General features: G+C 68.1%; 27 protein-coding genes. 11 read left to right on the top strand and 16 right to left on the bottom strand.

The window, feature by feature from the left end; genetic code table 11:
* Positions 1-112: 112 nt before the first annotated feature.
* The 9 genes from AC5P56_RS07875 to AC5P56_RS07835 all read left to right on the top strand — a co-directional run bounded on the left by AC5P56_RS07875 (position 113) and on the right by AC5P56_RS07835 (position 7,502).
* A complete protein-coding gene (locus AC5P56_RS07875) occupies positions 113-508 on the top strand; it encodes a diacylglycerol kinase (protein WP_014036025.1) in 396 nt (131 codons plus the stop codon).
* Between the two features lie 33 nt (positions 509-541).
* Positions 542-1,291 (top strand): TerC family protein, encoded by a 750-nt coding sequence (locus AC5P56_RS07870; RefSeq protein WP_005408127.1) that lies wholly within the window; start codon positions 542-544, stop codon positions 1,289-1,291.
* A 229-nt stretch (positions 1,292-1,520) separates the two neighbouring features.
* Positions 1,521-2,681 (top strand): MFS transporter, encoded by a 1,161-nt coding sequence (locus AC5P56_RS07865; RefSeq protein ID WP_014645977.1) that lies wholly within the window; start codon positions 1,521-1,523, stop codon positions 2,679-2,681.
* Positions 2,682-3,225: 544 nt separating this feature from the next.
* The gene (locus AC5P56_RS07860; protein ID WP_005415338.1) at positions 3,226-3,846 is read left to right on the top strand and encodes a LemA family protein; all 621 of its coding nucleotides are present in this window, start codon (positions 3,226-3,228) and stop codon (positions 3,844-3,846) included.
* Between the two features lie 3 nt (positions 3,847-3,849).
* Complete coding sequence (locus tag AC5P56_RS07855) at positions 3,850-4,737, top strand: TPM domain-containing protein (protein ID WP_049420663.1); 888 nt, start codon at positions 3,850-3,852, stop codon at positions 4,735-4,737.
* Positions 4,737-5,231 (top strand): TPM domain-containing protein, encoded by a 495-nt coding sequence (locus tag AC5P56_RS07850; RefSeq protein WP_032955917.1) that lies wholly within the window; start codon positions 4,737-4,739, stop codon positions 5,229-5,231. Before AC5P56_RS07855 ends, AC5P56_RS07850 begins: the two co-directional genes overlap by 1 nt.
* Positions 5,232-5,326: 95 nt before the next feature.
* Complete coding sequence (gene lgt / locus AC5P56_RS07845) at positions 5,327-6,214, top strand: prolipoprotein diacylglyceryl transferase (RefSeq protein ID WP_046428907.1); 888 nt, start codon at positions 5,327-5,329, stop codon at positions 6,212-6,214.
* On the top strand, positions 6,211-7,005 hold the full coding sequence (locus AC5P56_RS07840; protein ID WP_046428910.1) for a thymidylate synthase: 795 nt from the start codon (positions 6,211-6,213) through the stop codon (positions 7,003-7,005). Before lgt ends, AC5P56_RS07840 begins: the two co-directional genes overlap by 4 nt.
* Positions 7,006-7,010: 5 nt before the next feature.
* Complete coding sequence (locus tag AC5P56_RS07835) at positions 7,011-7,502, top strand: dihydrofolate reductase (RefSeq protein ID WP_049440214.1); 492 nt, start codon at positions 7,011-7,013, stop codon at positions 7,500-7,502.
* A 128-nt stretch (positions 7,503-7,630) separates the two neighbouring features.
* On the opposite strand, the gene AC5P56_RS07830 is transcribed toward AC5P56_RS07835, so the two are convergent.
* From AC5P56_RS07830 to AC5P56_RS07785, 10 genes are all read right to left on the bottom strand, one after another.
* Positions 7,631-8,275: a DUF1287 domain-containing protein gene (locus AC5P56_RS07830; RefSeq protein ID WP_049440156.1), complete on the bottom strand. Its 645-nt coding sequence runs from the start codon at positions 8,273-8,275 to the stop codon at positions 7,631-7,633.
* Positions 8,272-9,288 (bottom strand): symmetrical bis(5'-nucleosyl)-tetraphosphatase, encoded by a 1,017-nt coding sequence (locus tag AC5P56_RS07825; protein WP_014645985.1) that lies wholly within the window; start codon positions 9,286-9,288, stop codon positions 8,272-8,274. Before AC5P56_RS07825 ends, AC5P56_RS07830 begins: the two co-directional genes overlap by 4 nt.
* A 15-nt stretch (positions 9,289-9,303) precedes the next feature.
* Complete coding sequence (apaG, locus tag AC5P56_RS07820; RefSeq protein WP_008268668.1) at positions 9,304-9,687, bottom strand: Co2+/Mg2+ efflux facilitator ApaG/CorD; 384 nt, start codon at positions 9,685-9,687, stop codon at positions 9,304-9,306.
* 13 nt (positions 9,688-9,700) lie between these two features.
* Positions 9,701-10,504, bottom strand: coding sequence for a 16S rRNA (adenine(1518)-N(6)/adenine(1519)-N(6))-dimethyltransferase RsmA (rsmA, locus tag AC5P56_RS07815; RefSeq protein WP_495231525.1), 804 nt, complete (start codon positions 10,502-10,504; stop codon positions 9,701-9,703).
* Entirely contained in the window at positions 10,501-11,481 is a 981-nt protein-coding gene (pdxA, locus tag AC5P56_RS07810) for a 4-hydroxythreonine-4-phosphate dehydrogenase PdxA (protein WP_262225254.1), read from the bottom strand. The genes rsmA and pdxA overlap by 4 nt, the downstream gene beginning before the upstream one ends.
* Positions 11,482-11,484: 3 nt before the next feature.
* Entirely contained in the window at positions 11,485-12,831 is a 1,347-nt protein-coding gene (locus AC5P56_RS07805; protein ID WP_032959016.1) for a peptidylprolyl isomerase, read from the bottom strand.
* Complete coding sequence (gene lptD / locus AC5P56_RS07800) at positions 12,828-15,335, bottom strand: LPS-assembly protein LptD (RefSeq protein ID WP_162838511.1); 2,508 nt, start codon at positions 15,333-15,335, stop codon at positions 12,828-12,830. The genes AC5P56_RS07805 and lptD overlap by 4 nt, the downstream gene beginning before the upstream one ends.
* An 89-nt stretch (positions 15,336-15,424) precedes the next feature.
* On the bottom strand, positions 15,425-16,363 hold the full coding sequence (locus tag AC5P56_RS07795) for a histone deacetylase family protein (protein WP_288496620.1): 939 nt from the start codon (positions 16,361-16,363) through the stop codon (positions 15,425-15,427).
* A gap of 9 nt (positions 16,364-16,372) precedes the next feature.
* Positions 16,373-16,927 carry a cob(I)yrinic acid a,c-diamide adenosyltransferase gene (locus AC5P56_RS07790; protein WP_049404150.1) on the bottom strand — a complete coding sequence of 185 codons (555 nt, stop codon included), beginning with the start codon at positions 16,925-16,927 and terminating at the stop codon, positions 16,373-16,375.
* An 8-nt stretch (positions 16,928-16,935) separates the two neighbouring features.
* Positions 16,936-17,520, bottom strand: coding sequence for a hypothetical protein (locus AC5P56_RS07785; protein ID WP_014645992.1), 585 nt, complete (start codon positions 17,518-17,520; stop codon positions 16,936-16,938).
* 109 nt (positions 17,521-17,629) lie between these two features.
* On the opposite strand from AC5P56_RS07785, the gene ubiH reads away from it, so the two are divergent.
* Positions 17,630-18,838 (top strand): 2-octaprenyl-6-methoxyphenyl hydroxylase, encoded by a 1,209-nt coding sequence (gene ubiH, locus AC5P56_RS07780; RefSeq protein ID WP_014645993.1) that lies wholly within the window; start codon positions 17,630-17,632, stop codon positions 18,836-18,838.
* Positions 18,835-20,016, top strand: a complete 1,182-nt coding sequence (locus tag AC5P56_RS07775) for a UbiH/UbiF family hydroxylase (protein ID WP_049440151.1) — start codon at positions 18,835-18,837, stop codon at positions 20,014-20,016. Before ubiH ends, AC5P56_RS07775 begins: the two co-directional genes overlap by 4 nt.
* Positions 20,017-20,084: 68 nt before the next feature.
* On the opposite strand, the gene AC5P56_RS07770 is transcribed toward AC5P56_RS07775, so the two are convergent.
* From AC5P56_RS07770 to AC5P56_RS07745, 6 genes are all read right to left on the bottom strand, one after another.
* Positions 20,085-20,483 carry an EF-hand domain-containing protein gene (locus AC5P56_RS07770; protein WP_049440150.1) on the bottom strand — a complete coding sequence of 133 codons (399 nt, stop codon included), beginning with the start codon at positions 20,481-20,483 and terminating at the stop codon, positions 20,085-20,087.
* A gap of 64 nt (positions 20,484-20,547) precedes the next feature.
* Complete coding sequence (rlmM, locus tag AC5P56_RS07765; RefSeq protein WP_046428937.1) at positions 20,548-21,615, bottom strand: 23S rRNA (cytidine(2498)-2'-O)-methyltransferase RlmM; 1,068 nt, start codon at positions 21,613-21,615, stop codon at positions 20,548-20,550.
* Positions 21,599-22,159, bottom strand: coding sequence for a nucleoside deaminase (locus tag AC5P56_RS07760; protein ID WP_004154307.1), 561 nt, complete (start codon positions 22,157-22,159; stop codon positions 21,599-21,601). The genes rlmM and AC5P56_RS07760 overlap by 17 nt, the downstream gene beginning before the upstream one ends.
* A 98-nt stretch (positions 22,160-22,257) precedes the next feature.
* Positions 22,258-22,980 (bottom strand): DUF6348 family protein, encoded by a 723-nt coding sequence (locus tag AC5P56_RS07755; protein WP_014645997.1) that lies wholly within the window; start codon positions 22,978-22,980, stop codon positions 22,258-22,260.
* 48 nt (positions 22,981-23,028) lie between these two features.
* The gene (locus tag AC5P56_RS07750) at positions 23,029-23,682 is read right to left on the bottom strand and encodes a membrane protein (protein WP_014645998.1); all 654 of its coding nucleotides are present in this window, start codon (positions 23,680-23,682) and stop codon (positions 23,029-23,031) included.
* A 43-nt stretch (positions 23,683-23,725) separates the two neighbouring features.
* Entirely contained in the window at positions 23,726-25,474 is a 1,749-nt protein-coding gene (locus tag AC5P56_RS07745) for a glutamine--tRNA ligase/YqeY domain fusion protein (RefSeq protein ID WP_049440148.1), read from the bottom strand.
* Between the last annotated feature and the right edge of the window lie 161 nt (positions 25,475-25,635).

Raw genomic sequence — 25,635 nt, 5'->3', positions numbered from 1 at the left:
GGCGGCCTTGTGGCAAAATGGCGGCCATCTGCCTATTCCTGTGCACCCATGATTTCCTGCCGTGCGTCTGAGCGGTCGCTGCGCCGCGCCCCTGTTGCTGGATGTTCCACCCGTGGCTGATCAGTTCGGCCACATGCCCCGCGGCCCGCGCCGCATCTTCCAGGCCGCCCGCTGGTCCTGGCAGGGCCTGCGCGCCGCCTGGCTGCACGAGTCCTCGTTCCGGCTGGAGGTATACCTGCTGGTGATGCTGACTCCGGTCGCGATCTGGCTGGGCCAGACCCCGGTCGAACGCGCGCTGCTGATCGGCTCGATGCTGCTGGTGCTGGCGATGGAGCTTGCCAACTCGGCCATCGAAGCGGTGATCGAACGCTACGGCAGCGAGATCCACGAGCTGGCTGGCCGCGCCAAGGACATGGGCTCGGCAGCGGTGTTCGTGCTGATGATGAACGTGCTGCTGTGCTGGGCGCTGGTCGTGGTTCCGCACGCGCTGGCCGGCAGCTACGGCTGAAACCCCATTCCCCCACTGCCTTGAAGAGTTTCCATGTCCTTTGAGTTCCTCGCCGACCCCAATGCCTGGGTGACCCTGTTCACGCTCAGCGCGCTGGAAATCGTGCTCGGCATCGACAACCTGGTGTTCATTTCCATCGCGGTCAGCAAGCTGCCGGAAGAGCGTCGTCCGTTCGCACGCAAGCTGGGCATCGCGGTGGCCTGCATCACCCGCATCGGCCTGCTGGTCTCGCTGGCCTACCTGGCGCACATGGCGGCCAACCTGTTCACCGTGGCCGGCATGGGCATTTCCATCCGCGACCTGGTACTGATCGTTGGTGGCCTGTTCCTGATCATCAAGGGCTGCATGGAGATCAAGGAACTGATCAGCGGTGGCGAGGACGAAGACCCCAGCACCACCAAGGCCTCGGCCGTGTTCGGCTACGTGATCGCCCAGATCGCGGTGATCGACATCGTGTTCTCGCTTGACTCGGTGATCACCGCCGTCGGCATCGCCGACCACATCCCGGTGATGGTGGCTGCCATCCTGCTGTCGGTGCTGGTGATGCTGCTGGCCGCCAACCCGCTGGGCCGCTTCATCGACGCCAACCCGACCGTGAAGATGCTGGCCCTGGCCTTCATCCTGATGATCGGTGCGGTGCTGATCCTGGACGGCCTGGACGTGCACGTGCCCAAGCCCTACATCTACGCCGCGATGGGCTTCTCGGTGCTGGTGGAGTGGCTGAACCTGCTGATGCGCCGCCGCGCCCGCGAACACAACGTGCCGGGCGCCGGCAACTGGTAAGCGCGCCATTGGCACGTGTGTCACCCAGAACCCCCGGCCTGGCCGGGGGTTCTGCGTTGTGGGGCGCGGCTCTACAACGAACGGCGCTGCGGTTTTTGCACTTGCGACGGCGTTCCGGCCTCCACTTGTGAATCAGGATCAACAGTGTTTTCCCGGGCCGAGGCTTAATCCGGCGCAGCAAAGCGCGCAGGCTACGCACTCCCGATTCCCGCCCCCCAGGAAACCCCCCATGAATTCCAGAGCCGCCTTGCTGGCGCTTGCCGTTGGCGCCTTCGCCATTGGAACCACCGAATTTGCCCCGATGGGCCTGTTGCCGGTCATCGCCGACGGCGTGGGGGTTGGCATCCCCACCGCCGGCATGCTGATCACCGCCTACGCCGTGGGCGTGATGCTGGGCGCGCCGGTGATGACCCTGCTGATGGGCCGTTTCGGCAAGCGCACCGCGCTGATGCTGCTGATGTCCATCTTCGTGGTCGGCAACCTGCTGTCCGCGCTGGCGCCGAACTACGGGCTGCTGCTGCTGTCGCGCCTGGTCACCAGCCTCAACCACGGCGCCTTCTTCGGCATCGGTGCGGTGGTCGCCGCCAGCCTGGTGCCGAAGGAAAAGCAGGCTGCCGCCGTGGCCACCATGTTCATGGGCCTGACCATCGCCAACATCGGCGGCGTGCCGCTGGCGACCTGGGTCGGCCAGCAGCTGGGCTGGCGCCTGTCCTTTGCCGGTACTGCGGCGCTGGGCCTGATCGCAATCACCGCGCTGGGCTTCGCGCTGCCGGCATCTGCACCGGGGCCGCGCCCGGACGTGCGCCGCGAACTGAAGGCGATCCTGCAGCCGCCGGTGCTGCTGGCGATGGCCACCACCGTGCTCGGCGCCGGTGCCATGTTCACCCTCTATACCTACGTCGCACCGGTGCTGACCGAATTGACCGGCGCCTCCAATACCTTCATCGCGATCTCGCTGGCGCTGATCGGCATCGGCTTCACCCTCGGCAACGGCATCGGTGGGCGCATGGCCGACTGGTCGCTGGATGGCGCCACACGGATCCTGCTGGCCGTCCTGGCGGTGCTGATGTTCGTGCTGCCGCTGGCCTTCATGAGCCACGCCACCGCCGCCCTCGGTGTGCTGCTGTTCGGCGCGGCGACCTTCGCCCTCGTACCGCCGCTGCAGATCCGGGTGATGCAGGCGGCCAGCGAGGCGCCGGGCCTGGCGTCGTCGATCAACGTCGGTGCGTTCAACCTGGGCAATGCGGTGGGTGCGGCGCTGGGCGGTGCGGTGATCAGCTCGGGCCTGGGCTATGCCGCGATTCCGGTGGCCGGTGGCCTGCTGGCGGCATCGGGCCTGCTGCTGGCGTGGCTGGGGCGTCCCCGCACTGCGGTGGCTGAGGCCTGCTGAGGGGTGTTGGATTCCGGCAGGGCTTGCAGCCCTGCACCCGCCGAATCAACGTCAACGTCAACGGCAAAAGCCTGCATTCCGTGGGTTGGCGGGTGGGTCCGGTTGAGGGGGACGCTGCAAGTACGTCCATGTAAGCTCGGTCGCCGCATCCACGCGGCTCACGCCCCCTCAACCGGACCCACCCCGCCTTCGACAGATTCCCGCGATCTGTCGTAACGGCGTTCCGCTCTGGTAGGTGTCGACCTTGGTCGACACGAATGCCTGAAGAACCGGCTTTTGCTTTTGATTTTTTCTTTTGATCCTCCCGCGGTGCGCAGGAAATTGTCCGTGGCCGGGAGGGTGGGTTGGCTGGGGGCGTGAGCCGCATGGATGCGGCGACCGAGCTTACATGGACGTACTTGCAGCGCCCCCCAGCCAACCCACCCTCCCGGCCGACCCCGATAACGCTTCCTTGCCACCCACCGCGGAGGGGGCGGCGCCCGATGGCCGGTCTTTCACCCGAACCGTGGCATGCTCGGTGCCCAGTCCACCCGGAACCTCCGCCATGCGCCTGTTCACCCGTGTCCTGCCCCTGATGCTGCTGGCCTCCCTGCTGTCCGGCTGCGGCTACAACGCCATCCAGCAGAAGGATGAGGCGGTCAAGGCCAGCTGGTCCGAAGTGCTCAACCAGTACAAGCGCCGCGCCGATCTGGTGCCCAACCTGGTGCAGACGGTGAAGGGCTTTGCCAGCCAGGAAGAGCGCGTGCTGACCGAAGTCACCAACGCCCGTTCGCGCGTCGGCCAGATCAACGTCAACGCCGACGACGAAGCCTCGCTCAAGCAGTTCCAGCAGGCCCAGGGTGAACTCGGCAGCGCACTGTCGCGGCTGCTGGTGGTCACCGAGAACTACCCGGTGCTGAAGTCCGACCAGAACTTCCGCGACCTGCAGGCCCAGCTGGAAGGCACCGAAAACCGCATCACGGTTGCGCGCGGCCGCTACATCCAGCAGGTGCAGGACTACAACACCTACATCCGTTCGTTCCCCCAGGTGATCACCGCCAAGATCTTCGGCTACAAGACCAAGCCGAACTTCACGGTGGACAACGAAGCGCAGATTTCCAACGCGCCAGCGGTCGATTTCGGCAACGCGCCGCAGCAGCAGCCGGCGCCGCAGCCGGGCCATTGACCGATGCGCCTGGCCACTGCGCTGCTGGCCCTGCTGCTGTGGCTGCCGTTGGCAGCGCAGGCACAGCCGCTGGCGCCGATTCCTGCGCTGGACTCGCCGGTGGTCGATACCACCGGCACGCTGGACGCCACGCAGAAGCAGGCGCTGGTGCAGCAGGCGATCGAGCTGCAGCAGCGCAAAGGCAGCCAGCTGCAGGTGCTGGTGGTGCCCACCACCCAGCCGGAGGACATCGCGCAATACACCACGCGGGTCTTCGACCAATGGCAGATCGGCCGCAAGGGCGTGGATGACGGCGTGCTGCTGGTGGTGGCCAAGGATGACCGGCGCGTGCGCATCGAGCCGGGCTACGGCCTTGAAGGCGCCATTCCCGATGCCATCGCCAACCGGGTGATCCAGGAATACCTGGTCCCGCGCTTCCGCAGCGGCGACTATGCCGGCGGCATCACCGATGCCACGGCGGTGCTGGTCAAGCTGATCGACGGCGAACCGCTGCCGGCACCGGTCAGCGGTCATCGCGGGCGCGAGCCCGGTGGTGGTGGCGATACCTGGTTCCTGGCGCTGTTCATCGGCGTGTTCGCCGGCAGCATCCTGCGCGGCGTGTTCTCGCGCGTGCCGCGTCCGCTGCGCGGCCTGCTCGGCGGCGCGGGTGCGGCGCTGGCAGCATTTTTGTTCACCTCCACGCTGCTGGCCAGTGGCCTGGCCGGCGTGGTCGGCCTGATCGTGGCGATGCTGTCCGGCCACCCGGGTCGCTTTGCCGGCGGTGGCGGTTGGGGCGGTGGCAGCTGGGGTGGCGGAGGCGGTTTCGGCGGGGGCGGTGGATTCGGTGGTGGTGGTGGCTGGGGCGGTGGCGGCGGCCGTTCCGGTGGCGGTGGCGCTTCGGGAGGCTGGTGATGATCCAACGTCTGTTCCGCCATGTATTCTCGCCCTCGGTGCGGCGTGCCTTCCCGCCGGCCACATTGCAGGCGATCACCGAGGCCATCGCGGCCGGTGAGCAGCGCCACGGCGGGCAGGTGATGTTCGCGGTGGAAGCGGACCTGCCGCTGGGGGCGCTGTGGCACAGGGTGACCCCGCGCCAGGCCGCCGAGCATGCCTTTGCGCGCCTGCGAACCTGGGATACCGCCCACAACAACGGCGTACTGATCTACCTGCTGCTGGCCGATCACGCGATCGAGATCGTTGCCGACCGTGGCCTGCACGGCCGGGTCAGCCCGGCGCAGTGGCAGCGGGTCTGCACCCACCTGCGCGAGGGCCTGCGCGGGGCCCATCCGGTCGAGGCATTGCAGGATGCCATCGACGAGGTCTCCAGCCTGATCGAAGGGCACTTTCCGGCCGCCACGCGGTCCGAGCATGACGCGTTGCCTGACGCGCCGCAGATCCTGGACTGAACCCTGATCTGCGGCGTGGTCCTCCGCCCGTGCCGGCCCCGGCCCCGGGCGGGGCAGGGACGCTAAAATACCCGTACTCCCGCCAGGCGTTTTCCATGATCTATTTCCACGACATCGACCCCATCGCCCTTTCGCTGGGGCCGATCAAGGTGCACTGGTACGGCATCATGTACCTGCTCGGCTTCACCGCAGCGTGGCTGCTGGGCCGCACGCGCATTGCCGCGGGGCGCCTGCCGGGCGTCGATGCCAACGGCTTCTCCGACCTGCTGTTCTACGCCATGCTCGGCGTGGTGCTGGGCGGGCGCATCGGCTACATGCTGTTCTACGCGCTGGGCGATTTCCTGCACAACCCGCTGCTGCTGTTCAAGGTGTGGGACGGCGGCATGAGCTTCCACGGTGGCCTGCTGGGCGTGCTGGGCGCCTGCTGGTGGTGGTCGCGCAAGCACAAGCTGCATTTCTTCGACACCATGGATTTCATGGCGCCGCTGGTGCCACTGGGCCTGGGCTTCGGGCGCATCGGCAACTTCATAGGCGCCGAGCTGTGGGGCAAGTACACCGACGGGACCTGGGGCGTGGTGTTCCCGTCCGGCCTGCCGGCCCCGCTGAACCAGCTCGACCACGCGACGCTGCAGGCGCAGTTCGCCACCGGCGCATTGAACCCGTACGCCCGCCATCCGTCGCAGCTGTATGAAGCGTTCCTGGAAGGCCTGGTGATGTTCGTGGTGCTGTGGGCGGTGTCGGCCAAGCCGCGCCACCGCTACCTGGTGGGTGGCCTGTTCGCGTTGATGTACGGCCTGTTCCGCTTCGCGGTGGAGTTCGTGCGCATGCCGGACAACGGCGTCTACGTGGCCTTCGACTGGCTGACCCGTGGCCAGATCCTCAGCCTGCCGCTGATCGCCTTCGGCCTGGTGCTGCTGGTGATGTCGCGCCGCGCGCCGGTGCTGCAGCCGCAGTTGCCGGTGGCTGCCGAGGGCAAGCCATGAAGCCCTACCTGGACCTGCTGGCGCACGTGCTCGAGCATGGCGCCGAGAAGAGTGATCGCACCGGTACCGGCACCCGCAGCGTGTTCGGCTGGCAGATGCGCTTCGACCTCACCGAAGGCTTTCCGCTGGTCACCACCAAGAAACTGCACCTGCGCTCGATCATCCACGAGCTGCTGTGGTTCCTGAAGGGCGACACCAACATCGGCTACCTGAAGGACAACCAGGTGCGCATCTGGGACGAGTGGGCCGACGAGAACGGCGACCTCGGCCCGGTCTACGGCAAGCAGTGGCGCAGCTGGGCCACCGCCGACGGCCGCCAGATCGACCAGATGCAGTGGCTTGTGGACGAGATCAAGCGCAACCCCGATTCGCGCCGGCTGGTGGTCAGTGCCTGGAATGTGGGCGAGCTTTCGCAGATGGCGTTGATGCCATGCCATAACCTGTTCCAGTTCTACGTGGTGGACGGCAAGCTCAGCTGCCAGCTGTACCAGCGCAGCGGTGACATCTTCCTTGGCGTGCCGTTCAACATCGCTAGCTACGCGCTGCTGACCCACATGGTGGCGCAGGCCACCGGCCTGGGCGTGGGCGACTTCGTGCACACGCTGGGCGATGCGCACCTGTACTCGAACCACTTCGAGCAGGCCCGCGAGCAGCTGTCGCGCGCGCCGCGCGCGCTGCCGAAGCTGTGGTTGAACCCGGAGGTGACCGACCTGTTCGGCTTCCAGTTCGACGACATCCGCATCGACGGCTACGACCCGCACCCGGCGATCAAGGCGCCGGTGGCGGTATGAGCGCCCTGAAGCTGTCGATGATCGTGGCGCTGGACCGCAACCGTGGCATCGGCCAGGGCAATGCCATGCCCTGGCACCTGCCGGATGACTTCAAGCACTTCAAGGCGCTCACCCTGGGCAAGCCGATCCTGATGGGGCGCAAGACGGCCGAGTCCATCGGCCGCGTGCTGCCGGGGCGGACCAACCTGGTGCTGACCCGCAGCGGCCAGGTGCCGTTCGAGGGCATGCGTGCGGTGGCGTCGCTGGACGAGGCGAAGGCGATTGCCGAAGGCGAGGGCGCCAGCGAGCTGTGCATCATCGGCGGCGGCGAGATCTTCCACCAGTTGCTGGACCAGGCCAGTGACCTGTACCTGACCTGGGTCGATGCCGAAGTCCCCGCCGATACCCATTTCCCCGAAGTGGACGTGCAGGACTGGCAGGAAGTGAGCAGCGAGCCGCACCCTGCCGACGAACGGCACGCCTACGCGTTCCGCTTCGTGCACTACGTGCGCCGCTGATCGCGGAAATACCAACGAAAACACCGACGGGGTAGAGTCGACTGTTGGTCGACTGCTCTCGGCGGGCACCCGAAAAACCCGCGCTGCGCGCGATAGTCGACTAACAGTCGACTCTACCGGGACTGTCGCTACGGCATCCGGTAATGCCCGATGATCGCGTGCTGGAACAGCAGGTTCTCTTCGCGCGTGCCGCGCGCGATGTTGTGCAGCACCAGCGGTGTGCCATTGGCCAGGCGCCGGTCAGAAACGATGCCCACGTGCAGCAGGCCGTTGCCATTGAGCTTCCAGGCAACGATGTCGCCGGCCGCGTAGTCGGCGGCGAGGGCCGTGACCGGTTGCTGCCAGCCCTGGCGCTCGAACCAGCGCATCAGGTTCGGTACACGACGATGATCGATGTTGCGGTCCGGCCGTGACAGGCCCCAGATCGCCGGATAGGCACTGAAACTGCCGCGCATGTCCTCATGCACGCGTACCTGCAGGTCCAGGCCCAGATCGCGCAGGGCGCGCACCACCACGTCCGTGCACACGCCGCGATCCAGTGGCACGTCGCCGCCAGGATAGGCCAGTACCTGGTAAGCAGGATCGTAACGGGTGGTGACGCCGACCTGCGCGCGGGCTGCGGCCACCAGTGGCGGCGAAGGGGCCTGCGGCTGCGTCGGCGCATGTGCAGCACCATCCGCAGCCGTGGGAGCAGGCGGCGAGCCGGGCTGGCAGCCGCTGGCCAGGGCCAGCGTCAGCAGCACCGTCCCTGGTGCCCAGCCGCGCCGCGTCACGCCTGCGGCGGGGGACTGTTGTGGGTGCCGCCACCCGCGCCGCCCCCTCCGCCACCACGACGGCGACGGCGGCGTGGGCCACGGTTGCCCGGGGTGGCAGCGGCGTTGCCGCCCTGTTCCTTGCCCTGCGTCGCAGCGCCGGGGCGCTCGTGCGCCGGTCGCGCCGGCGGGCGGGCGTTGGGCACGGGTGCCGGTACGTCGCGGCCCGGAACCTGCACTACGCGCAGCTCGTCGGTATCAAGCTGGAGCGCGGTCAGCTTGCCGCCCCAGACCGCGCCAGTGTCGATGGCGTGCACGCCCTGGGTGATGGTCAGGCCCAGCGCCGACCAGTGGCCGCAGACGACCTTGAGGTCGCGCTCGACCCGGCCGGGCACTTCGAACCAGGGATACAGCCCCTGTTCCTGCGTGCCCGGCGTGCCCTTGTCCTCGATGCCGATGCGCCCCCGCGGGGTGCAGTAGCGCATGCGGGTGAGCACGTTGATGATCGCGCGCGAGCGGTCGTAACCGGACAGGTTCGGGGCCCAGCTCGGCTTGTCGCCGTACATGTTGCGGAACAGCTTGCGGTAGCCGGCGCCATGCAGTTGCACCTCGACCTCGGCGGCATGCTTCTCGGCCATCTGCGTGGTCCACTTCGGCGCCAGGCCGGCGTGCACCATCATCCAGCCCAGCTCGCGGTCCACGTGCACCAGCTTCTGCAGGCGCAGCCAGTCCAGCAGTTCGTCGCGGTCCTCGGCCTGCACGATGCGCAGCAGGTCCGGGTTGACCTTGCGCTGTTCCTCTTCGGTACGCGAACCGACGGCCAGCAGCGAAAGATCATGGTTGCCCAGCACCACCACGCTGTGCTCGCGCAGCGAGTGCACCAGCCGCAGCGTTTCCAGCGACTGCCCGCCGCGGTTGACCAGGTCGCCGCAGAACCACAGGGTGTCCTGCGCCGGGTCGAAGCGGATCTTCTCCAGCAATCGCTGGGTGACGTCATAGCAGCCCTGCAGGTCGCCGATCGCCCACACACTCATCGTTCGGCCTCCGTATCAGTGCAGGGTACGCGGCACGGCCAGCACGAAGGGTGCGACCGGCGCGGCAAATTCGGTGCCATCGTCGGCGACCATGTCGTAGTGCCCCTGCATGGTCCCGTGATCGGTCCCCAGCATGACACCGGACGTGTAACGGAAGTCTTCACCGGGGCGCAGCCGCGGCTGCTCGCCGATCACCCCGTCGCCATCGACATGCTCGACACGACCATTGGCATCGGTGATGCGCCAGTGGCGCGCGACCAGGCGTGCCGCGACCCGCCCCTGGTTGTGGATGCGGATCGTGTAGGCGAACGCAAAGCGACCGTCTTCCGGCGCGGATTGATCGTCGAGGAAGCGCGGCGCGACTTCGACGGAGATGGCATAAACGTCAGCGTCTTCCATACCGGCAGTGTAATCAGGAGGCATTGGCCAAAGCGATGAATTCGGCCACGTCCAGCTGTTCGGCGCGGGCATCGGGACGCACGCCGGCGGCGATGAACTGCTCGGCGGACACCACGTTGTTCAGGGCATTGCGCAGGGTCTTGCGGCGCTGCCCGAAGGCGGCCTTGACCACCTCGGCGAAGCGCTTGTGGTCGTTGATGTTGATCGCGGCCAGGTCACGCGGCACCAGACGCACCACGGCCGAATCGACCTTCGGCGGCGGCCGGAACGCGCCCGGCGGCACCACGAACAGCGAGGTCACCTGGCAGTAGGCCTGCAGCATCACGCTGAGGCGGCCATACACCTTGCTGCCGGGGCCGGCCGCCATGCGGTCGACCACTTCCTTCTGCAGCATGAAGTGCATGTCGCGGATGACCGCGGCATGCTCCAGCGCATGGAACAGGATCGGCGAGGAGATGTTGTAGGGCAGGTTGCCGACCAGGCGGATCGGCTGGCCGGCAGCCAGTTCGGTGAAGTCCACGCGCAGCACGTCGCGATGAACGATGGTGAGCTCGCCCAGCGGCTCGGCGGCGGCGGTCAGCGGCGCGATCAGGTCGCGGTCGAACTCGATCACCGTCAGCGTGGGGTGCACGCGCAGCAGCGGCAGGGTGATCGCGCCCTGGCCAGGGCCGATCTCGACCAGGCGGTCGCCGTCTTTCGGGTTGACCGCCATCACGATCTTGTCGATGTAGTGGCGGTCGGCCAGGAAATGCTGGCCAAGCTGCTTCTTGGCCGGTGCGGTGAACACCGGGCCGGAGGGGGAATGCGGGGAATTCATGCGCCCAGTGTACGTTGCCGCGCAAGCTGCGCACACAGCGTCGTTGCCGCCTGCAGGCTGGAGGGATCGGCGATGCCGCGGCCGGCCAGCTCCAGCGCGGTGCCATGGTCCACCGCCACGCGCGGATAGGGCAGGCCCAGGGTCAGGTTCACCGCCTGTTCGAAGCCGGAATATTTCAGTACCGGCAGGCCCTGGTCGTGGTACATCGCCAGCACGGTGTCGAAGCCGGCCAGCTTGGCGGGCAGGAAGGCGGTATCGGCCGGCAGCGGCCCGACCAGGTCCATGCCCTCCGCGCGCAGGCGCTGCAGCAGCGGGATGACCAGATCCAGTTCTTCGCGGCCCAGGTGGCCATCTTCGCCGGCGTGCGGGTTCAGGCCGAGCACGGCGATGCGCGGCGCAGGCAGGCCGAACTCACGGCGCAGTGCGGCGTGCACCGTGCGCAGCGTGTGCTCCAGGCCGGGCGCGGTGATCGCATCGGCCACCTCGCGCAGCGGCAGGTGGGTGGTGGCCAGGGCCACGCGCACGATGTGGTTGGCCAGCATCATCACCACCTTTACCCCGGCCTGGTCGGCCAGCAGTTCAGTGGTGCCGCTGTAGGCGATGCCGCCTTCATTGATGACCGCCTTGTGCACCGGGCCGGTCACAACACCGTGCAGTTCGCCGGACAGGCAGGCCTGGCCGGCGCCGAGCAGGGCGCCGATGACCGCGCCGGCATTGGCCGGATCGGCCTGGCCGAAGCGGCTGGGCGCAGCGTTGCGGACAGCGCGCAGGCGCAGATCGCCGGGGGCGCGTGATTCGGCGTCCTCGGGCAGCAGCTGCAGGGGCAGGTTCAGCGCGGCCGCGGCCGCGTGCAGGGTGTCCGGATCGGCGAAGGCCAGCAGCCGGCAATCTTCACGCGGCTGCTGGACGAGGCGGACACATAGCTCCGGGCCGATCCCGGCGGGCTCGCCCGGTACCAGAGCGAGCTCGGGGCGCATCGGTCAGGACTGCGGCGGGGTGGCGGTGTTTTCCGCGCGGTCGCCGCTGCGGAAGCTGACGTAGGCTTCGCCACGCAGTTCCTGCAGGAAGCGGTTGTACTCGTCTTCCAGCTTGCGGCGGCCGATGGTCTCGCGGACCTGGGCACGCTGGTTGTCGGTGGTCACGTCGGTCTGGCGGGTCGCCACGCGCTGCACGATGTGCCAACCGGCATCGGTACGGAACGGCTGGCTGACGCCACCGTCCTGGAGGCCTTCCACCTGCTGGCCGAAGGCCGGACCGAACGCGTCGGCCGGGAACCAGCCCAGGTCACCGCCCTGGCCCTTGCTGTTGTTGTCCTCGGAGGACTCCTTGGCAACGGTCTGGAACTCGGCACCACCGGCGATGCGGGCACGCAGGGTGTCGATCTTGGCCTTGGCGGCGGCGTCGGTCTGGTGGTCGTCCACGCGCACCAGGATGTGGCGGCCGTGGAATTCGGTGACCGTATGCTCACCGGCGGCGGCGGAGCTGGCGTCACGCACTTCCACCAGCTTCAGCAGCTGGAAGCCGCTCGGGCCACGGATCGGGCCGACCACTTCGCCGGGCTTCATCTTTTCCATCATCTGGGCAAAGGCCTGCGGGATTTCATCCAGGCTGCGCCAGCCCAGGTCACCGCCTTCCAGTGCATTCGGGCTGTCCGAATAGCGCACGGCTGCAGCGTTGAAGTCCAGCTCGCCCTTGTCCAGCAGGGTCTTCACACCATCGGCCTTCTTCTGGCCGGTGGCGATCTGGTCGGCGTTGGCACCGTCGGGCAGGGCGATCAGGATGTGCGCCAGGTGGTACTGGTTGCCCACCGTGGCCTGCTGCTTCAGCGCGGCGTCGACTTCACCCTCGCTGACGCTGATGCGGCTCTGCGCGAAGCTCTGGCGCAGGCGCTGCACGGTGATCTCGTCACGCACCGAGGCGCGGAAATCGTTGAAGTCGATGCCGTCATGGGCCAGGCGCTGGCGCAGGGCGTCCAGGTTCGAACCGTTCTGCTGGGCGATGGAGTTCATCGCCTGGTTCAGCTCCTGGTCGCTGACCCGGATGCCGCTGCCCTGGGCGCGGGCCACCTGCAGCTTGACCAGCACCAGGCGCTCGAGCACCTGGCGGCTGAGCACGTCTTCCGGCGGCAGCTGGTTTTCGCGGCCGGCGTACTGCGCCTTGATGTTGGCGATCGCACGCTGGAGCTCGCTCTGCAGGATCACGTCCTCATCGACGACGGCGGCGATGCGGTCAAGCGGCTGCGCCTCCTGGGCAAGCACCTGCAGGGGGGCGGACACGCTGGACACCGCCAGCAGCGAGGCGAGAAGAACGGGGAAGCGCTTGGTCATGGGATCAGGTTCGGATCGTAGTCATCCCGGGTCGCCCCGGTGTTGCTCGGCGGCACGAGATAGAGGTCGTCGCGGTTGTAGCCGAGGATAGCACGGCGCAGGGTACGGTCCGTGTCCTGGCCCAGGGAGCTCAGGCCCTTGAGCACGAACTCCAGCTGGATGGCGTTGTTCATCTCGCCTTCGCGGTTGCGGACGTAGCGGCGGGCGACCGCACGCACGGCCAGGCAGCAGCTGTCCCACTGGACGCCGGCGATGATCTCCAGCGGTTCCTTGTCCTGCAGCGAGTAGTAGTAGCGGCCGACCAGGCTCCAGCGCGCATTCAGCGGGTACAGGAACGACAGGTCGGCCTGTTCCAGCAGCGTGCGGTCATGCTTGTTGGCGGTGGCCGGGGCGCCGGAGTTGATGCGGTAACGGTAGCTGAGGTTGATCACGCCATCGTTGGGCATCAGGTAGCGGGCGCGGACGCTGGCCAGATCCTCGCGCTTGTACTTGGGGTCCCACTGGTAGGTGGCACCCAGGGTCCAACGGTCGTTGATCATGTAGTTGCCGTCAGCGATCCACGCCGACTTGCCCTTCTCCACCGGCGCGCCACCCGGGGTGACGGTCACCCGCGATTCGTCGAAGTACTGGATCTGGCCGATGGAGGCCGAGAAGCGTTCCTTGCCGGTGGTCTGGTCGATGAAGCGGGTGCTCAGCGCCATGGTCAGCTGGTTGGCGTCGTTCTGGCGATCGGCGCCGGTATAGCGAGAATCGCGGAACAGCTGGCCCCAGCTGAAGGTGAAGTCGCGGGTGTCGAAGATCGGCAGCTCGTCCTGATCGCGGTAGGGCGTGCGCAGGTAGAACAGGCGCGGTTCCAGGGTCTGCAGGAAGGACTTGCCACCGATGCGGGTCTCGCGATCGAAGAACAGGCCGGCGTCGATGCTGCCGATCGGCAGGCTGCGGCTGGGCGAGGTGTTGCCGCGCAGCTGTTCCGGTGTGGCGGTGTTCGGGTCGATGCCCTGCGAACGCAGGATCTGGCCGCGGATGCCGTTCACGCCATCAACCAGGCCACGGTCCAGCTGGTAACCGGTATAGCGGTAGGCCAGGGTCGGCGTGACATACCAGGCCGCGCCGCTGATCGGGAACGACACGTAGGGTTTGACATCCAGCCGCGAGCCGCCGCTGACACCGATGCCGTCGGTCTGACGGCTGCCGTTGCGGGTGTACTGCAGGTCCGGTCCCGCATCAGCGCCGTACTTGAAGTTGATGTCGTCGTGGGTGAAACGCACGGCTTCGGCGTAGATGCCGGTTTCCAGCCACGGCAGGACCGGCTTGTCCCAGTTGAGATACAGGCGCGGCTGGCGGTTGTAGGCCAGCGCACCCTCGTTGAGGGTGTAGTCGGTCAGCTGCCAGCGGTCGGCCATGATGCCGGCCGTCCAGTTCCTGCCAGTGCCGTACAGGCCGATGGTGCTCTGCAGGTTCGACGCGGTGACCCCCACCAGGCGGTTGGCGAAGTCTTCCACATAGCGTTCGTCGCTGACCCAGGCCAGGTTGGCGCGGGCCTGCCAGTGGTCGTCGAGGTTGTGGTAGCCGCCGAACATCACCCGGCCGCGGTCGCGGTCGCGCAGTTTGTCGTTGGGCATGAACGCGGTCAGCAGTTCGCCGCGGCCGCCGTTGTAGAGGTAGCGGAATTCGTTGTCGAGCATCAGGCCGCGCCGGCTCATGTAGCGCGGGGTCAACGTGTCGTCGTAGTTCGGCGCCAGGTTGAAGTAGATCGGCTGTGCGTAATCGAAACCGTTGCGGCCGGACATGCCCAGCTGCGGGAACAGCAGGCCGGTCTTGCGGCGGTCGTCGATCGGGAACTTGAAGTACGGCGCCCACAGCACCGGCACCTTGCCGATGCGCAGCACGGCGTTGCGGGCGGTACCGAAGCCTTCGTCGTTGTCCACTTCGATCTGCGGCGCCGACAGCTTCCACACCGGCTGCGACGGGTCGCAGGTGGTGTAGGTGGAGCGGTGCATCTGGCCGACCGCGCCCTGCAGGTCGACCGATTCGGCATCGCCGTTGCCGCGGCGCGACACCAGCTGGTACTTGATGTCGGTGATCTTGTGGGTGTCGCTTTCCTGGTTGCCCTCGGCGCGCTTGGCGACCATGCGGATCGAGGAGTCCTGGTAGCGGACATTGCCGTCGGCGATGTAGTTGCCGGTCTCGGTATCGAAGCTGAGCTTGTCGGTGCCGACGAACTGGTCGCCACGGCGCAGGGCCACGTTGCCTTCGTACTGCGGCACGGTGGTGGTGCCCAGCAGCTGGTCACCCTCGATGTCGGTCGGCTGCTGCTCGCGCGCGGCGCTGGCGGCGGCCTTGTCCTGCCCCGGGACCGGGACCGGGACAGGGGCATCGGTGAACGCGGGAATCACGTCGGTAGCCGGGCACAGGCCCCAGTTGAGCGGCTTTTCATCGGCCATTGCCGGCAGGCAGATGGCGATGCTCAGAGGCAGGGGAAGCAGGCGGAGGGCTCGGCGCACGCGGTTCGGATTCGGGCGAAAACGGACGGTAGCTTGCCCCATCCCTTGCATAGGGGCAATGAAGGGCGTCGGATCCTGCCGGTTCGGGTTCATCCGGAGACGCTGCCCGGTGGGGGGGGCAGCAGGGCCCGGACATGGGCCACGCTGCACTCGGCAAGGGCCTGCAGGTCATAGCCGCCTTCCAGCATCGAGACCACCCGGCCGGCCGCATGGCGGCGCGCCAGCGCATGCAGTTCGCGGGTGATCCAGGCGAAATCGTCGGTTTCCAGCATCAGGTCGGCCTGCGGATCGCGCAGGTGGGCATCGAAGCCGGCCGAAATCAGCAGCAGCTGCGGCCGGAAGTCGTCGATGGCCGGCAGCATCTCGTCGGCCCACACATTGCGGAAGCGGAAACCGCCGCTGCCGGGGGGCAGCAGGATGTTCATCAGGTTGCCGGCACCGCGGTCGCGGCGCAGGCCGGAGTTGGGGAACAGCCCGGCCTGGTGGGTGCTGTAGTACGAGACCCGGCCGTCGTGCTGGAAGATGTCCTGGGTGCCGTTGCCATGGTGGACATCGAAATCGACCACCGCGATCCGCTCCAGGCCATGACGGTCACGGGCGTAGGCGGCGGCGATGGCGATGTTGTTGAGCAGGCAGAAGCCCATCGCAGTGCTGCTGGTGGCGTGGTGGCCCGGTGGCCGCACCGCGCAGAACGCCAGCGGGTCCTCGCCCAGCATCACCGCATCTACCGCCGCCACGCCGGCGCCGGCGGCATGCACGGCGGCACTGGCCGAGCCGGGCGAGGTCCAGGTGTCCATGTCCAGCTGTCGCAGCGGCGCGGTCTGCGGCTGCAGCACGAAGTCGAGCAGGGCGCTGTCGTGGACCCGGGTCAGTTCGCCGAACTTGGCCGGCGGCGCCTCGCGCCAGTCCAGCTGGCCGGGGAAGGCGGCGTGCAGGGCATCGAGCACATGCTGCAGGCGTTGCGGGCACTCCGGATGGCCAGGGCCGGGGTCATGCAGCAGGCAGGACGGATGGGTGAAGACCAGCATCGTGCCGACTCAGCGCTGGCGCTGCTGTGGCTGCCACAGCGCTTCGCCATGGCCATCGGCACGGGCCAGCACCCGGGCCAGCACGAACAACAGGTCCGACAGCCGGTTGAGGTACTGCAGCGCCTCGCTGCGCACGGCGTCGTGGCGGGCCAGGGTGACCGTCTCGCGCTCGGCCCGGCGGACGATGGTGCGCGCCAGGTGGCAGCGTGCGGCGGCCTCGCCACCGGCTGGCAGGATGAATTCCTTCAACATCGGCAGGCTGGCGTTGTAGTGATCCAGCTGCTGTTCCAGTGCCGACACATCGGCGGCGTGGATCGCGGCGTGGCCGGGGATGCACAGTTCGGCGCCCAGGTCGAACAGCTGGTGTTGCAGATGCACCACCAGCGCGCGCACGTCTTCGGGCAGCGCCGTGGCCAGCAGCAGGCCGAGTGCGGCATTGGCTTCGTCGACAGTGCCGTAGGACGCCACGCGGGCATCATCCTTGGCCACGCGCTGGCCGTCGCCAAGGCCGGTACTGCCGTCGTCGCCGGTGCGGGTATAGATGCGCGAGAGGCGATGACCCATGGCGCGGCTCAGTGCCGGATGTCGCGGCGGGCCTGCTGGAGCTTCAGTACCTGCTCCACGGCCAGCTGCAGGGCGGCGGCCAGCGCCACGTAGATGGCGGTGGTGCGCAGGTACGGCCCGAACCACTGTGCGTAGTTCTGTGCCCAGCCGGCCAGCGTCGGTTCGGCCACGTTGCGGCTGGTCCAGTAGAAGCCGCCCTGCGCGAGCAGGTGACAGACCGCCACCGAGGCCACCAGCAGCAGCGCGCCCTTGGCCAGTACCGGCCAGCGTGCCCCCTGGTAGTTGCGGCCCAGCAGCATGCCGCCGGCCCACAGCGAGAAATACGCCGGCAGCAGCAGCCAGTAGCCCGGCGACACGCAGTAGTGCTGCCAGAAATCCAGGCCGCTGCTGCGGATCACGATCCAGTCCACCAGCACCGCGAACACCATCAGCAGCGGGAACGCCCAGCGGGTCCAGCCAGCCAGGTAGAAGCCGCCGATGAAGAACACCGCCCAGGAGGCATCCGGGATCGCCGCGAAGTGGTTGACCCGGGTCGCCGCCAGCAACAGCACGAGTACGGACAGGACGAAGGCACGGTTGGCGGTGGCGGACATGGCAGCGGGCCCGGAGCGGATTCAGGTTTCATTCTAGCCCGCCGCGCCGGTTGGCGCAGGTCGGGGGCTGTTGGGTGTTCGGGCGGGGCGAGCGCGTATCATGAACACCATGAGTGAACGACATGACGTGCTGATCGTCGGTGGCGGCCTGGTCGGTGCCAGCCTGGCCATTGCCCTGGACCGGTTGGGCCGCGACGTGGGCCTGCTCGAAGCCAGCCCGGCCGGCGAGCTGCCGGCGGTGTTCGACCAGCGCAACCTCAGTTTCGCCGCGGCGACCGTCAACGCGCTGACCGCGTTGGGGGTCATGCAGAAGCTGGCGATGGCGCCGGGCCCGATCCGCCGCATCCATGTCAGCCGCGCCGGCGATTTCGGCCGCGTGCAGCTGGAGGCTTCCGACTACGACCGGCCGTGGTTCGGCCAGGTGGTTGTCGCGCGTGACTTCGGCCAGGCGCTGGAAGCGCGCCTGCAGGAGCTGCCGCAGCTGCGGCGCTACCGGCCGATGCGGTTCCTGGGCCTGGGCGAGGTGGTCGACGGCTACCGCCAGGTGCGGGTGGCCGACGAGACCGGCGAGCGCGTACTGCTGGCACGGCTGGTGGTCGGTGCCGATGGCACGACCAGCGGTGTGCGTGGCGCGCTGGGCATCGAGGTCGACCGGCATGATTTCCAGCAGACCCTGTTCGTGGCCCGCGTGCGCAGCCAGCGCGCGCCGGATGGCACGGCCTGGGAGCGCTTCACCGATACCGGCCCGACCGCCCTGCTGCCGCGCGGCGACCGCCACTTCGGCACCGTGCACGGCGTGGCGCGGGACCAGGCCGATGCGGTGATGGCGCTGGACGATGCGGCCTGGCTGCAGCGCCTGCAGGATGCGATCGGCTGGCGTGCCGGTCGGCTGCTCGAATCCGGCCCGCGCAGCGCTTACCCGCTCATCCAGGTGCTGGCGCGCGCATTGGCCGGTGAACGCACGGTGCTGCTGGGCAATGCCGCGCAGACCATCCATCCGCTGGGTGCGCAGGGCTTCAACCTGGGCCTGCGCGATGCGCTGACCCTGGCCGAACTGCTGGAGGATGCGCACGAGGATGCCGGCAGCGATGTGCTGCTGCAGGCCTATGTTGCGCGCCGCCAGGAAGACCGACGGCAGACGGTGGCGTTCTCGGGTGGCCTGGCACGGCTGACCAGCAATCCGGCACCGCTGATGCGGCCGCTGCGCAGCCTCGGCCTGGTGGCCGCGCAACGCGCCTCGGTGCAGTCGATGCTGGTCGGTGGCGCGATGGGCTTCCGCGGCGAAGTGCCGCGCCTGTGCCGCGGAGAAGCCGCATGAGCCGGCGCATGCGCCTTGATGTGGCCATCGTCGGTGGTGGCGTGGTCGGTGCCGCGTGCGCGCTGGCGCTGGCCGATGCCGGCCTGTCGGTTGCGCTGGTGGAAGGTCGTGAGCCCGCGCCGTGGCAGGCCGCACAGCCTGACCTGCGCGTGTTCGCCTTCGCTGCCGACAACGTTCAGCTGCTTAACCGCCTGGGCGTGTGGCCGGCGATCGCGCAGGCCCGTGCCTGGCCCTACCGGCGCATGCAGGTGTGGGACGCGGCCGGTGGCGAAGATCTGCTGTTCGATGCCGATCGCTTCGGCCGTCGTGAACTGGGCTACATCGTCGAGAACGGCCTGCTGCAGGATCGCCTGTGGGCGGCGTTGCCGGCGGCGGGCGTGCAGCTGCACTGCCCGGCGCGGGTGGACGCGCTGGAGCAGGACGACGACGGCGTGCGCCTGCGCCTGGATGACGGTCGTCGCCTGGAAGCGGCGTTGGCGGTGGCCGCCGACGGCGCCGAATCGACCCTGCGCCAACTGGCCGGGATCGAGGTTGAAAAGCATGACTACCACCAGCGTGGCGTGGTGGCCTACGTGGACAGCGATCTTCCCAACCAGGCCACCGCCTGGCAGCGTTTCCTGCCGGGCGGGCCGCTGGCGCTGCTGCCGGTGGCCGAGCGCCGCAGCTCGATCGTCTGGACCCTGCCCGAGGACGAGGCGGCACGTGTGCTGGCCTTGGACGAGGACGCCTTCAACCGGGAACTGACCCGCGCCTTCGCGGCACGGCTGGGTGAGCTGCGACTGGCGTCACCGCGTGCGGCCTTCCCGCTGCGTCGCCAACTGGCCCGTCACTACGTGGCCGGCCGCGTGCTGGCATTGGGTGATGCCGCGCATGTGGTGCATCCGCTGGCCGGGCAGGGCGTGAACCTGGGCCTGCGCGATGTCGCCGCCCTGCAGCAGTGGCTGGCGCCGTCGGCCGAGCGCCGTGGCCAGCCGCGGCTGTCGCCGCAGCGCCTGCAGCGCTGGGCACGCGAACGGCGCAGCGACAACCAGATCGCCGCCTACAGCTTCGATGCGATCAACCGCCTGTTCTCCAACGACGAGATGCACTTGACCCTGGCCCGTGGCCGCGCGCTGGGCTGTGTCGGCAAATGGCCGCCGCTGGTACAGGCGTTCTGGAAGCGCGCCGCCGGCGTCTGAAGCAAAAAGGGGACGGAGGGGATTAAGTCGTTTGTGCACATACGACTTAATCCCCTCCGTCCCCTTTTTCAATCCACCAGCCAGCCGGCCAGGTCGGTGCGGTCCAGCTTGCCGCGGTGCCTGCGGTCCAGCGAATTGAATTCGTCGGCCAGCGCCGGATTGGCCTGTGCTTCCTCGCGGCTGATGAAGCCGTCGCCATTCACATCCAGCGCGGCGAAATGGATGCGGTACTGGCCGACCACGCTGCTCGGTTCCAGCGAACGCACGGTCACCTGTGCCTCGCCGGCCGGCTGCGGAATCTCGACGCTGCCGCTGACCCGGCCCGCATCCAGCGGTTGCTGGCGGATCGCGCCGCCGGTGGGGCCCAGCGGCTGGCTCTGCGCCGGCGTGGACGGGCCGTGCTGGGCGATGGCCGGTACCGAGGCCAGCAGGATGGTCAACAGCAGCGCAGTACGCGGAAGGTTCATGACAGGCTCCTTGCCAGAGGGTACCGGGAGCGTACTCCCGGCAACCTGTGCCGCCGATGACGGATCAGCGCAGCGGCGAAGCCAGCACGGTGATCTCTTCACGATCGTGATAGAGCTGCTTGGCGCGGACCACCAGCGGCTTGCCGGCCTGGTCCTGGAACAGGTCCAGGCACAGCCGGGTTTCGTCCCAGCGCTTCTTCATCGGCAGTTTCAGATTGAAGATCGCATGCCGGCACCAGCCCTCGCGGAACCAGGTGGCCATGCGTTCGGCCACGCGGCGCGGCTGCTCGACCATGTCGCAGACCATCCAGTCCAGCGGCTGTTCCGGGTGCCAGTGGAAGCCATCGGCGCGCAGGTGCTCGACCAGTCCGGTGTCCAGCACGTGCTGGCGCAGCGGGCCGTTGTCGATGCTCAGCACGTGCATGTGCTGGCGGGTCAGCACCCAGGTCCAGCCGCCGGGTGCGGCGCCGAGGTCGGCCGCACGCATGCCGGGCTTGGCCAGCGCCTCGCGTTCTTCCGGCGTCAGCAGGGTCAGCAGCGCCTCGTCCAGCTTCAGCGCCGAACGCGAAGGCGCCTCGGGCAGCAGCTTCAGGCGCGGGATGCCCAGCGCCCACGGTGCGCTGTCGGCCGGGTCGGCCACGCAGACGAAGGCATGGGTGCCATCGACGAACACCACATGCAGGCGCGGCAGGCGGTTGTTCGGCTTATCAGTGAGCTTGCCGGCCTTGCGCAGCGCCGGGCGCAGTGCATTGCCGAAGGCACGGGCCAGACCGGACAGTGGCTTGCCGGCGTCCGAATCGGGGTGTTCCACCCACAGGTCGCCGAAGCGCGGCGCATCGGCCAGCACTTCCAGCATCGGGGTGATCCGGTCCGCCGGGTCCAGCTGCGGCAGTTCGGCCAGCACCACCAGCTTCTGCCGCGCGAAGATCAGCTCGCGCCAGCGCAGGCGCGGCGCCAGCGCGGCGGCTTCGTCGCACATGAAAAGCACGTAGCCGTCATTGCGCTGGGTGCGCGCATAGCCGGCGAAACCGGCTTCACCGGCGCGGAACTGCAGCTCGCCGGCCAGCTCGGGCTCGAAGCCCTGCCGGCACAGGCACAGCAGGCCGATGCCGGTTTCAGTAACGGGCGCCATCGCTTTCCCCATAGGCACGCAGCACGCTGCGCGCGGCGTCGCGGTTCAGGCCTTGCACCACTTCGATGCCGCGCTTGTTGAGTTCACCCACCCAGTCGGCCGGCAGCGGGCCTTCATCGAACGGGGTCAGTTCCTCGACGTCGGCCGAGTTGGCACCGATCAGCAGGCGGTCGATGCCGGCCCACACGGTGGCGCCGTAGCACTGGCAGCACGGCTGCGAGCTGGTGGCCAGGGTGACCGGCGACAGCACCGCGTTCAGGCGCGGGGTCTGCAGGCGCTGCTGGGCCAGCATGTAGGCCATGTTCTCGGCGTGCGCCAGCGAGGTCGCGTGCGGCATCACCCGGTTCACGCCGGCGGCGATGACCTTGTCGTCCGGTCCGAACACCACCGCACCGAACGGACCGCCACTGGCGTGCTCGACGTTCAGCCGCGACAGCTCGATCGCCAGCGCGACCTTGGCCTCATCGCCCGGATATCGACGATCCAGGTCGATCTGGTCGTGGATCCAGGCGGGAAGGGTCAGGTGGACTTGCGCGTACAGCATCGCGGGGGTGCCTCGTGTGGGATGGGAAAAAGTGCGGTTGCTTGGGGAAACCGGCGCGCAGTGTAGCCGCACCGGCCTGTACCGCGCGTGGGCCGGGCTCAGCCCGGCGAGCCGGTGCGGATCACCACGTACTGCTTGCGGAATTCCAGCCCGGCCTGCGGCCAACTGGCAGCATAGGCGCGCAGCAGGGGCAGGGCGGCGGCGAAGTCGTGGCCGTTGACCCGGCAATCGGCCTCGCACAGGCCGTCGGCATCGCGCGAGGCGAACAGGCGGATGGCGAGGAAATGGCGGGCTTTCAGCAGCTCGTCGAAGGCCTCCATGCTGCGGGTGAACAGGCAGCAGGGGCAGGAGCCATGATCGTCTTCGCTGCAGGTGGAGGCATCCACGTCCTGTGCACGGTAGTGCGCCAACGGCCCCAGCACCACGGTGCGCTGATGTTCCTCACCCTCGTCGCCGACCGGATAGGTCAGGCCCATCATCGGCAGGCCCTGTGCGTCTTGGGCGCCGATCGCGGTCTGCAGGGTCACCAGGTCCACCCGGGCCCAGGCCTGGAAGCCGGACAACAGCGATGCCTGCTCATCGGCACCATTTGCGTGCTGGTACTCGAACAGGCCATCGGCGAACAACTGCGGATGCTGGCTTTCAATGACGGTGGAGGTCTGCCAGCCGCCGTTGTCGCGCGCTTGCGCGGCCATTGCATGCGGGGTCAGGCGCAGGCCGCTGTCCAGCAGCAGCGCGTTGCCGTCGATGCGGCTGGCGGTGCCGGTGTCCTGCAGGGCCTGCTGCAGCAGCGGGAGGAGGGCGGTGGCGCTCGTGGTCATGTCAGGCCTGTGGATGGATGGGGAGGAACATCCAGGCAGGGCCTGGGGCTAGCGGTCGAGTGCGTCGAGCTCGGCGCGATATCGCTGCGCGTCGGATTGCTGCTGCGGATCGTTGCCGTGGTCGCGCAGCCAGGTTTCCAGCTCGCGGCGATAGTCCGCGCGGAAACCGGCATTACCCGGGCTGAAATGCAGCTTGCGTGCCGCCACCTCCACCCGCTCGCGCGCGCTGGCCCGGGCCTGGGCGACGCCGTGCGGTGACTCGTTGGTGAGGATGACGAAGTTGCGTGGGAAGCCCGGCGTGTACTTGACCACGAACGGCTGGTCGCGCGCCGGGATACGGATGGCGTTTTCCAGCGGCCACAGCGAAGCGGTGTTGGTGTGGAACACCACGTCCACGTCGCGGCCCTCGGCGGTACGCAGCACCCCTTCGTAGCGCCAGATGTACTGCTCGTTGAGCGTGGAGCTGGTTCGCTCGGTCTTGACGATCACCGCTTCACCACGCTCGCCCACCACGTTGAGGAAGGCGGCGTTGAGGAAGTGGCCGAGGAACATGTTGAGCATCGCCAGCGGGAACACCACGATGGCGTAGCCCGGAAAGCGCCGCCACCACGAGACCAGCCCGGCCAGCACCATTGCTGCAAAGAACGTCAGCAGCGGATGCTGCGAGATGAACCAGAGCAGGACGGAAAGGGCGGTGATCATCGTCGCGGTCCTGCGGGCGCCATCCAGGCGCCCGCGCAGGCCCTCAGGCCGACCAGGTATCGCGCAGGGTCACGCTGCGGTTGAATACCGGCGTGGCTGCGGTATGGTCGCGGCGGTCGGCCACGAAGTAGCCGGTACGCTCGAACTGGAACGACTGCTCCGGCGCGGCGCTGGCCGCGGCCGGCTCGACATAGCCGGTGACAGTGCGGCGCGATTCCGGGTTGAGGTAATCGCGGTAGGTCTTGCCTTCCGATTCGTCGTCCGGGTTCGGCACCGAGAACAGGCGGTCGTACAGGCGGATCTCGGCCGGTACGCCGTGCACGGCGCTGACCCAGTGGATGGTGCCCTTGACCTTGCGGTTGGCGCCTTCCATGCCCGGACGCGATTCCGGATCCAGCCAGCCACGCAGCTCGGTGATGGTGCCGTCGGCATCCTTGATCACTTCGTCGCAGCGGATGATGCCGGCGCCGCGCAGGCGCACTTCGCCCCCCGGGACCAGGCGCTTCCAGCCCTTCGGCGGCACTTCGGCGAAGTCCTCGCGGTCGATCCACACTTCGCGTGCGAACGGTACTTCGCGGCTGCCGAAGCTTTCGTCCTTCGGGTGGTTGCTGAAGGTCAGCTGCTCTTCGTGGCCTTCCGGCAGGTTGGTCAGCACCAGCTTGACCGGATCGACCACTGCCATGCGGCGCGGTGCGGCACTGTCCAGGTCCTCGCGCAGCGCGCCTTCCAGCACGCTGAAGTCGATCAGCGAATTCTGCTTGCTGATGCCCACGCGCTCGGCGAACAGGCGCATCGCGGCCGGGGTGTAACCACGGCGACGCAGGCCCTGCAGGGTCGGCATGCGCGGGTCTTCCCAGCCGTCCACCAGCTGTTCGGTGACCAGCGCCATCAGCTTGCGCTTGCTCATCACCGTGTAGTTGATGTTCAGGCGCGAGAACTCGATCTGGCGCGGCTTGGCCGCTTCGCGCGGCAGGCCGGCATCGACCAGCGGCTGGGTCAGCGCGTCGTCATGGGCGAAGTCGACGTTGTCCACGCACCAGTCGTACAGCGGGCGGTGGTCTTCGAATTCCAGCGTGCACAACGAGTGGGTGATGCCTTCGATCGAATCACCCAGCGCGTGGGCGAAGTCGTACATCGGGTAGATCGGCCACGCATTGCCGGTGTTCTGGTGCTCGACGTGCTTGATGCGGTACAGCGCCGGATCGCGCAGGTTGATGTTGCCGCTGGCCATGTCGATCCTGGCGCGCAGGGTGCGCGCACCATCCGGGAATTCACCGGCGCGCATGCGGCGGAACAGGTCGAGGTTTTCCTCGACGCTGCGGTCGCGCCATGGCGACGGGCGGCCCGGCTCGGTCAGGGTGCCGCGGTAGGCGCGCACTTCCTCGGCCGACAGGTCGCAGACGTAGGCCTTGCCCTGTTCGATCAGCTTCTCGGCGGCCAGGTAATAGGCCTGGAAATAGTCCGAGGCGTGGCGCAGCTCGTTCCACTCGAAGCCCAGCCAGCGCACGTCGTCCTGGATCGCGGCCACGTATTCCGGATCTTCCTTGGCCGGGTTGGTGTCATCGAAGCGCAGGTTGCAGACGCCGCTGAACTCGCCGGCGATGCCGAAGTTCAGGCAGATCGACTTGGCGTGACCGATGTGCAGGTAGCCGTTCGGCTCCGGCGGGAAGCGGGTCTTGATCGCCTGGTGCTTTCCGCTGGCCAGGTCCTCGCGCACGATCTGGCGGATGAAATCGCGCTTTTCGTGGCTGTCGGCGGGGGTCTCGGGGCTGGCGGGGGTGTGCTCGGACATGAGTCGGCGAAAAGAAAGGCAGAAAGACCAACAGTCTAGCGCGTACGGGGCAGGGCTGCCCGGTGGGGTGTGGGGATGCCGGCCCCGCCCTCTGGTAGTGCCGGCCGCTGGCCGGCAACTCTCCGATCCCGCCCCCGGCACCATTCAGCCCCCGGGCGTAT

It is taken from the genome of Stenotrophomonas sp. YJH_SMC_131 (assembly GCF_059367975.1).
This window is presented reverse-complemented; position numbering and strand designations above follow the sequence as displayed.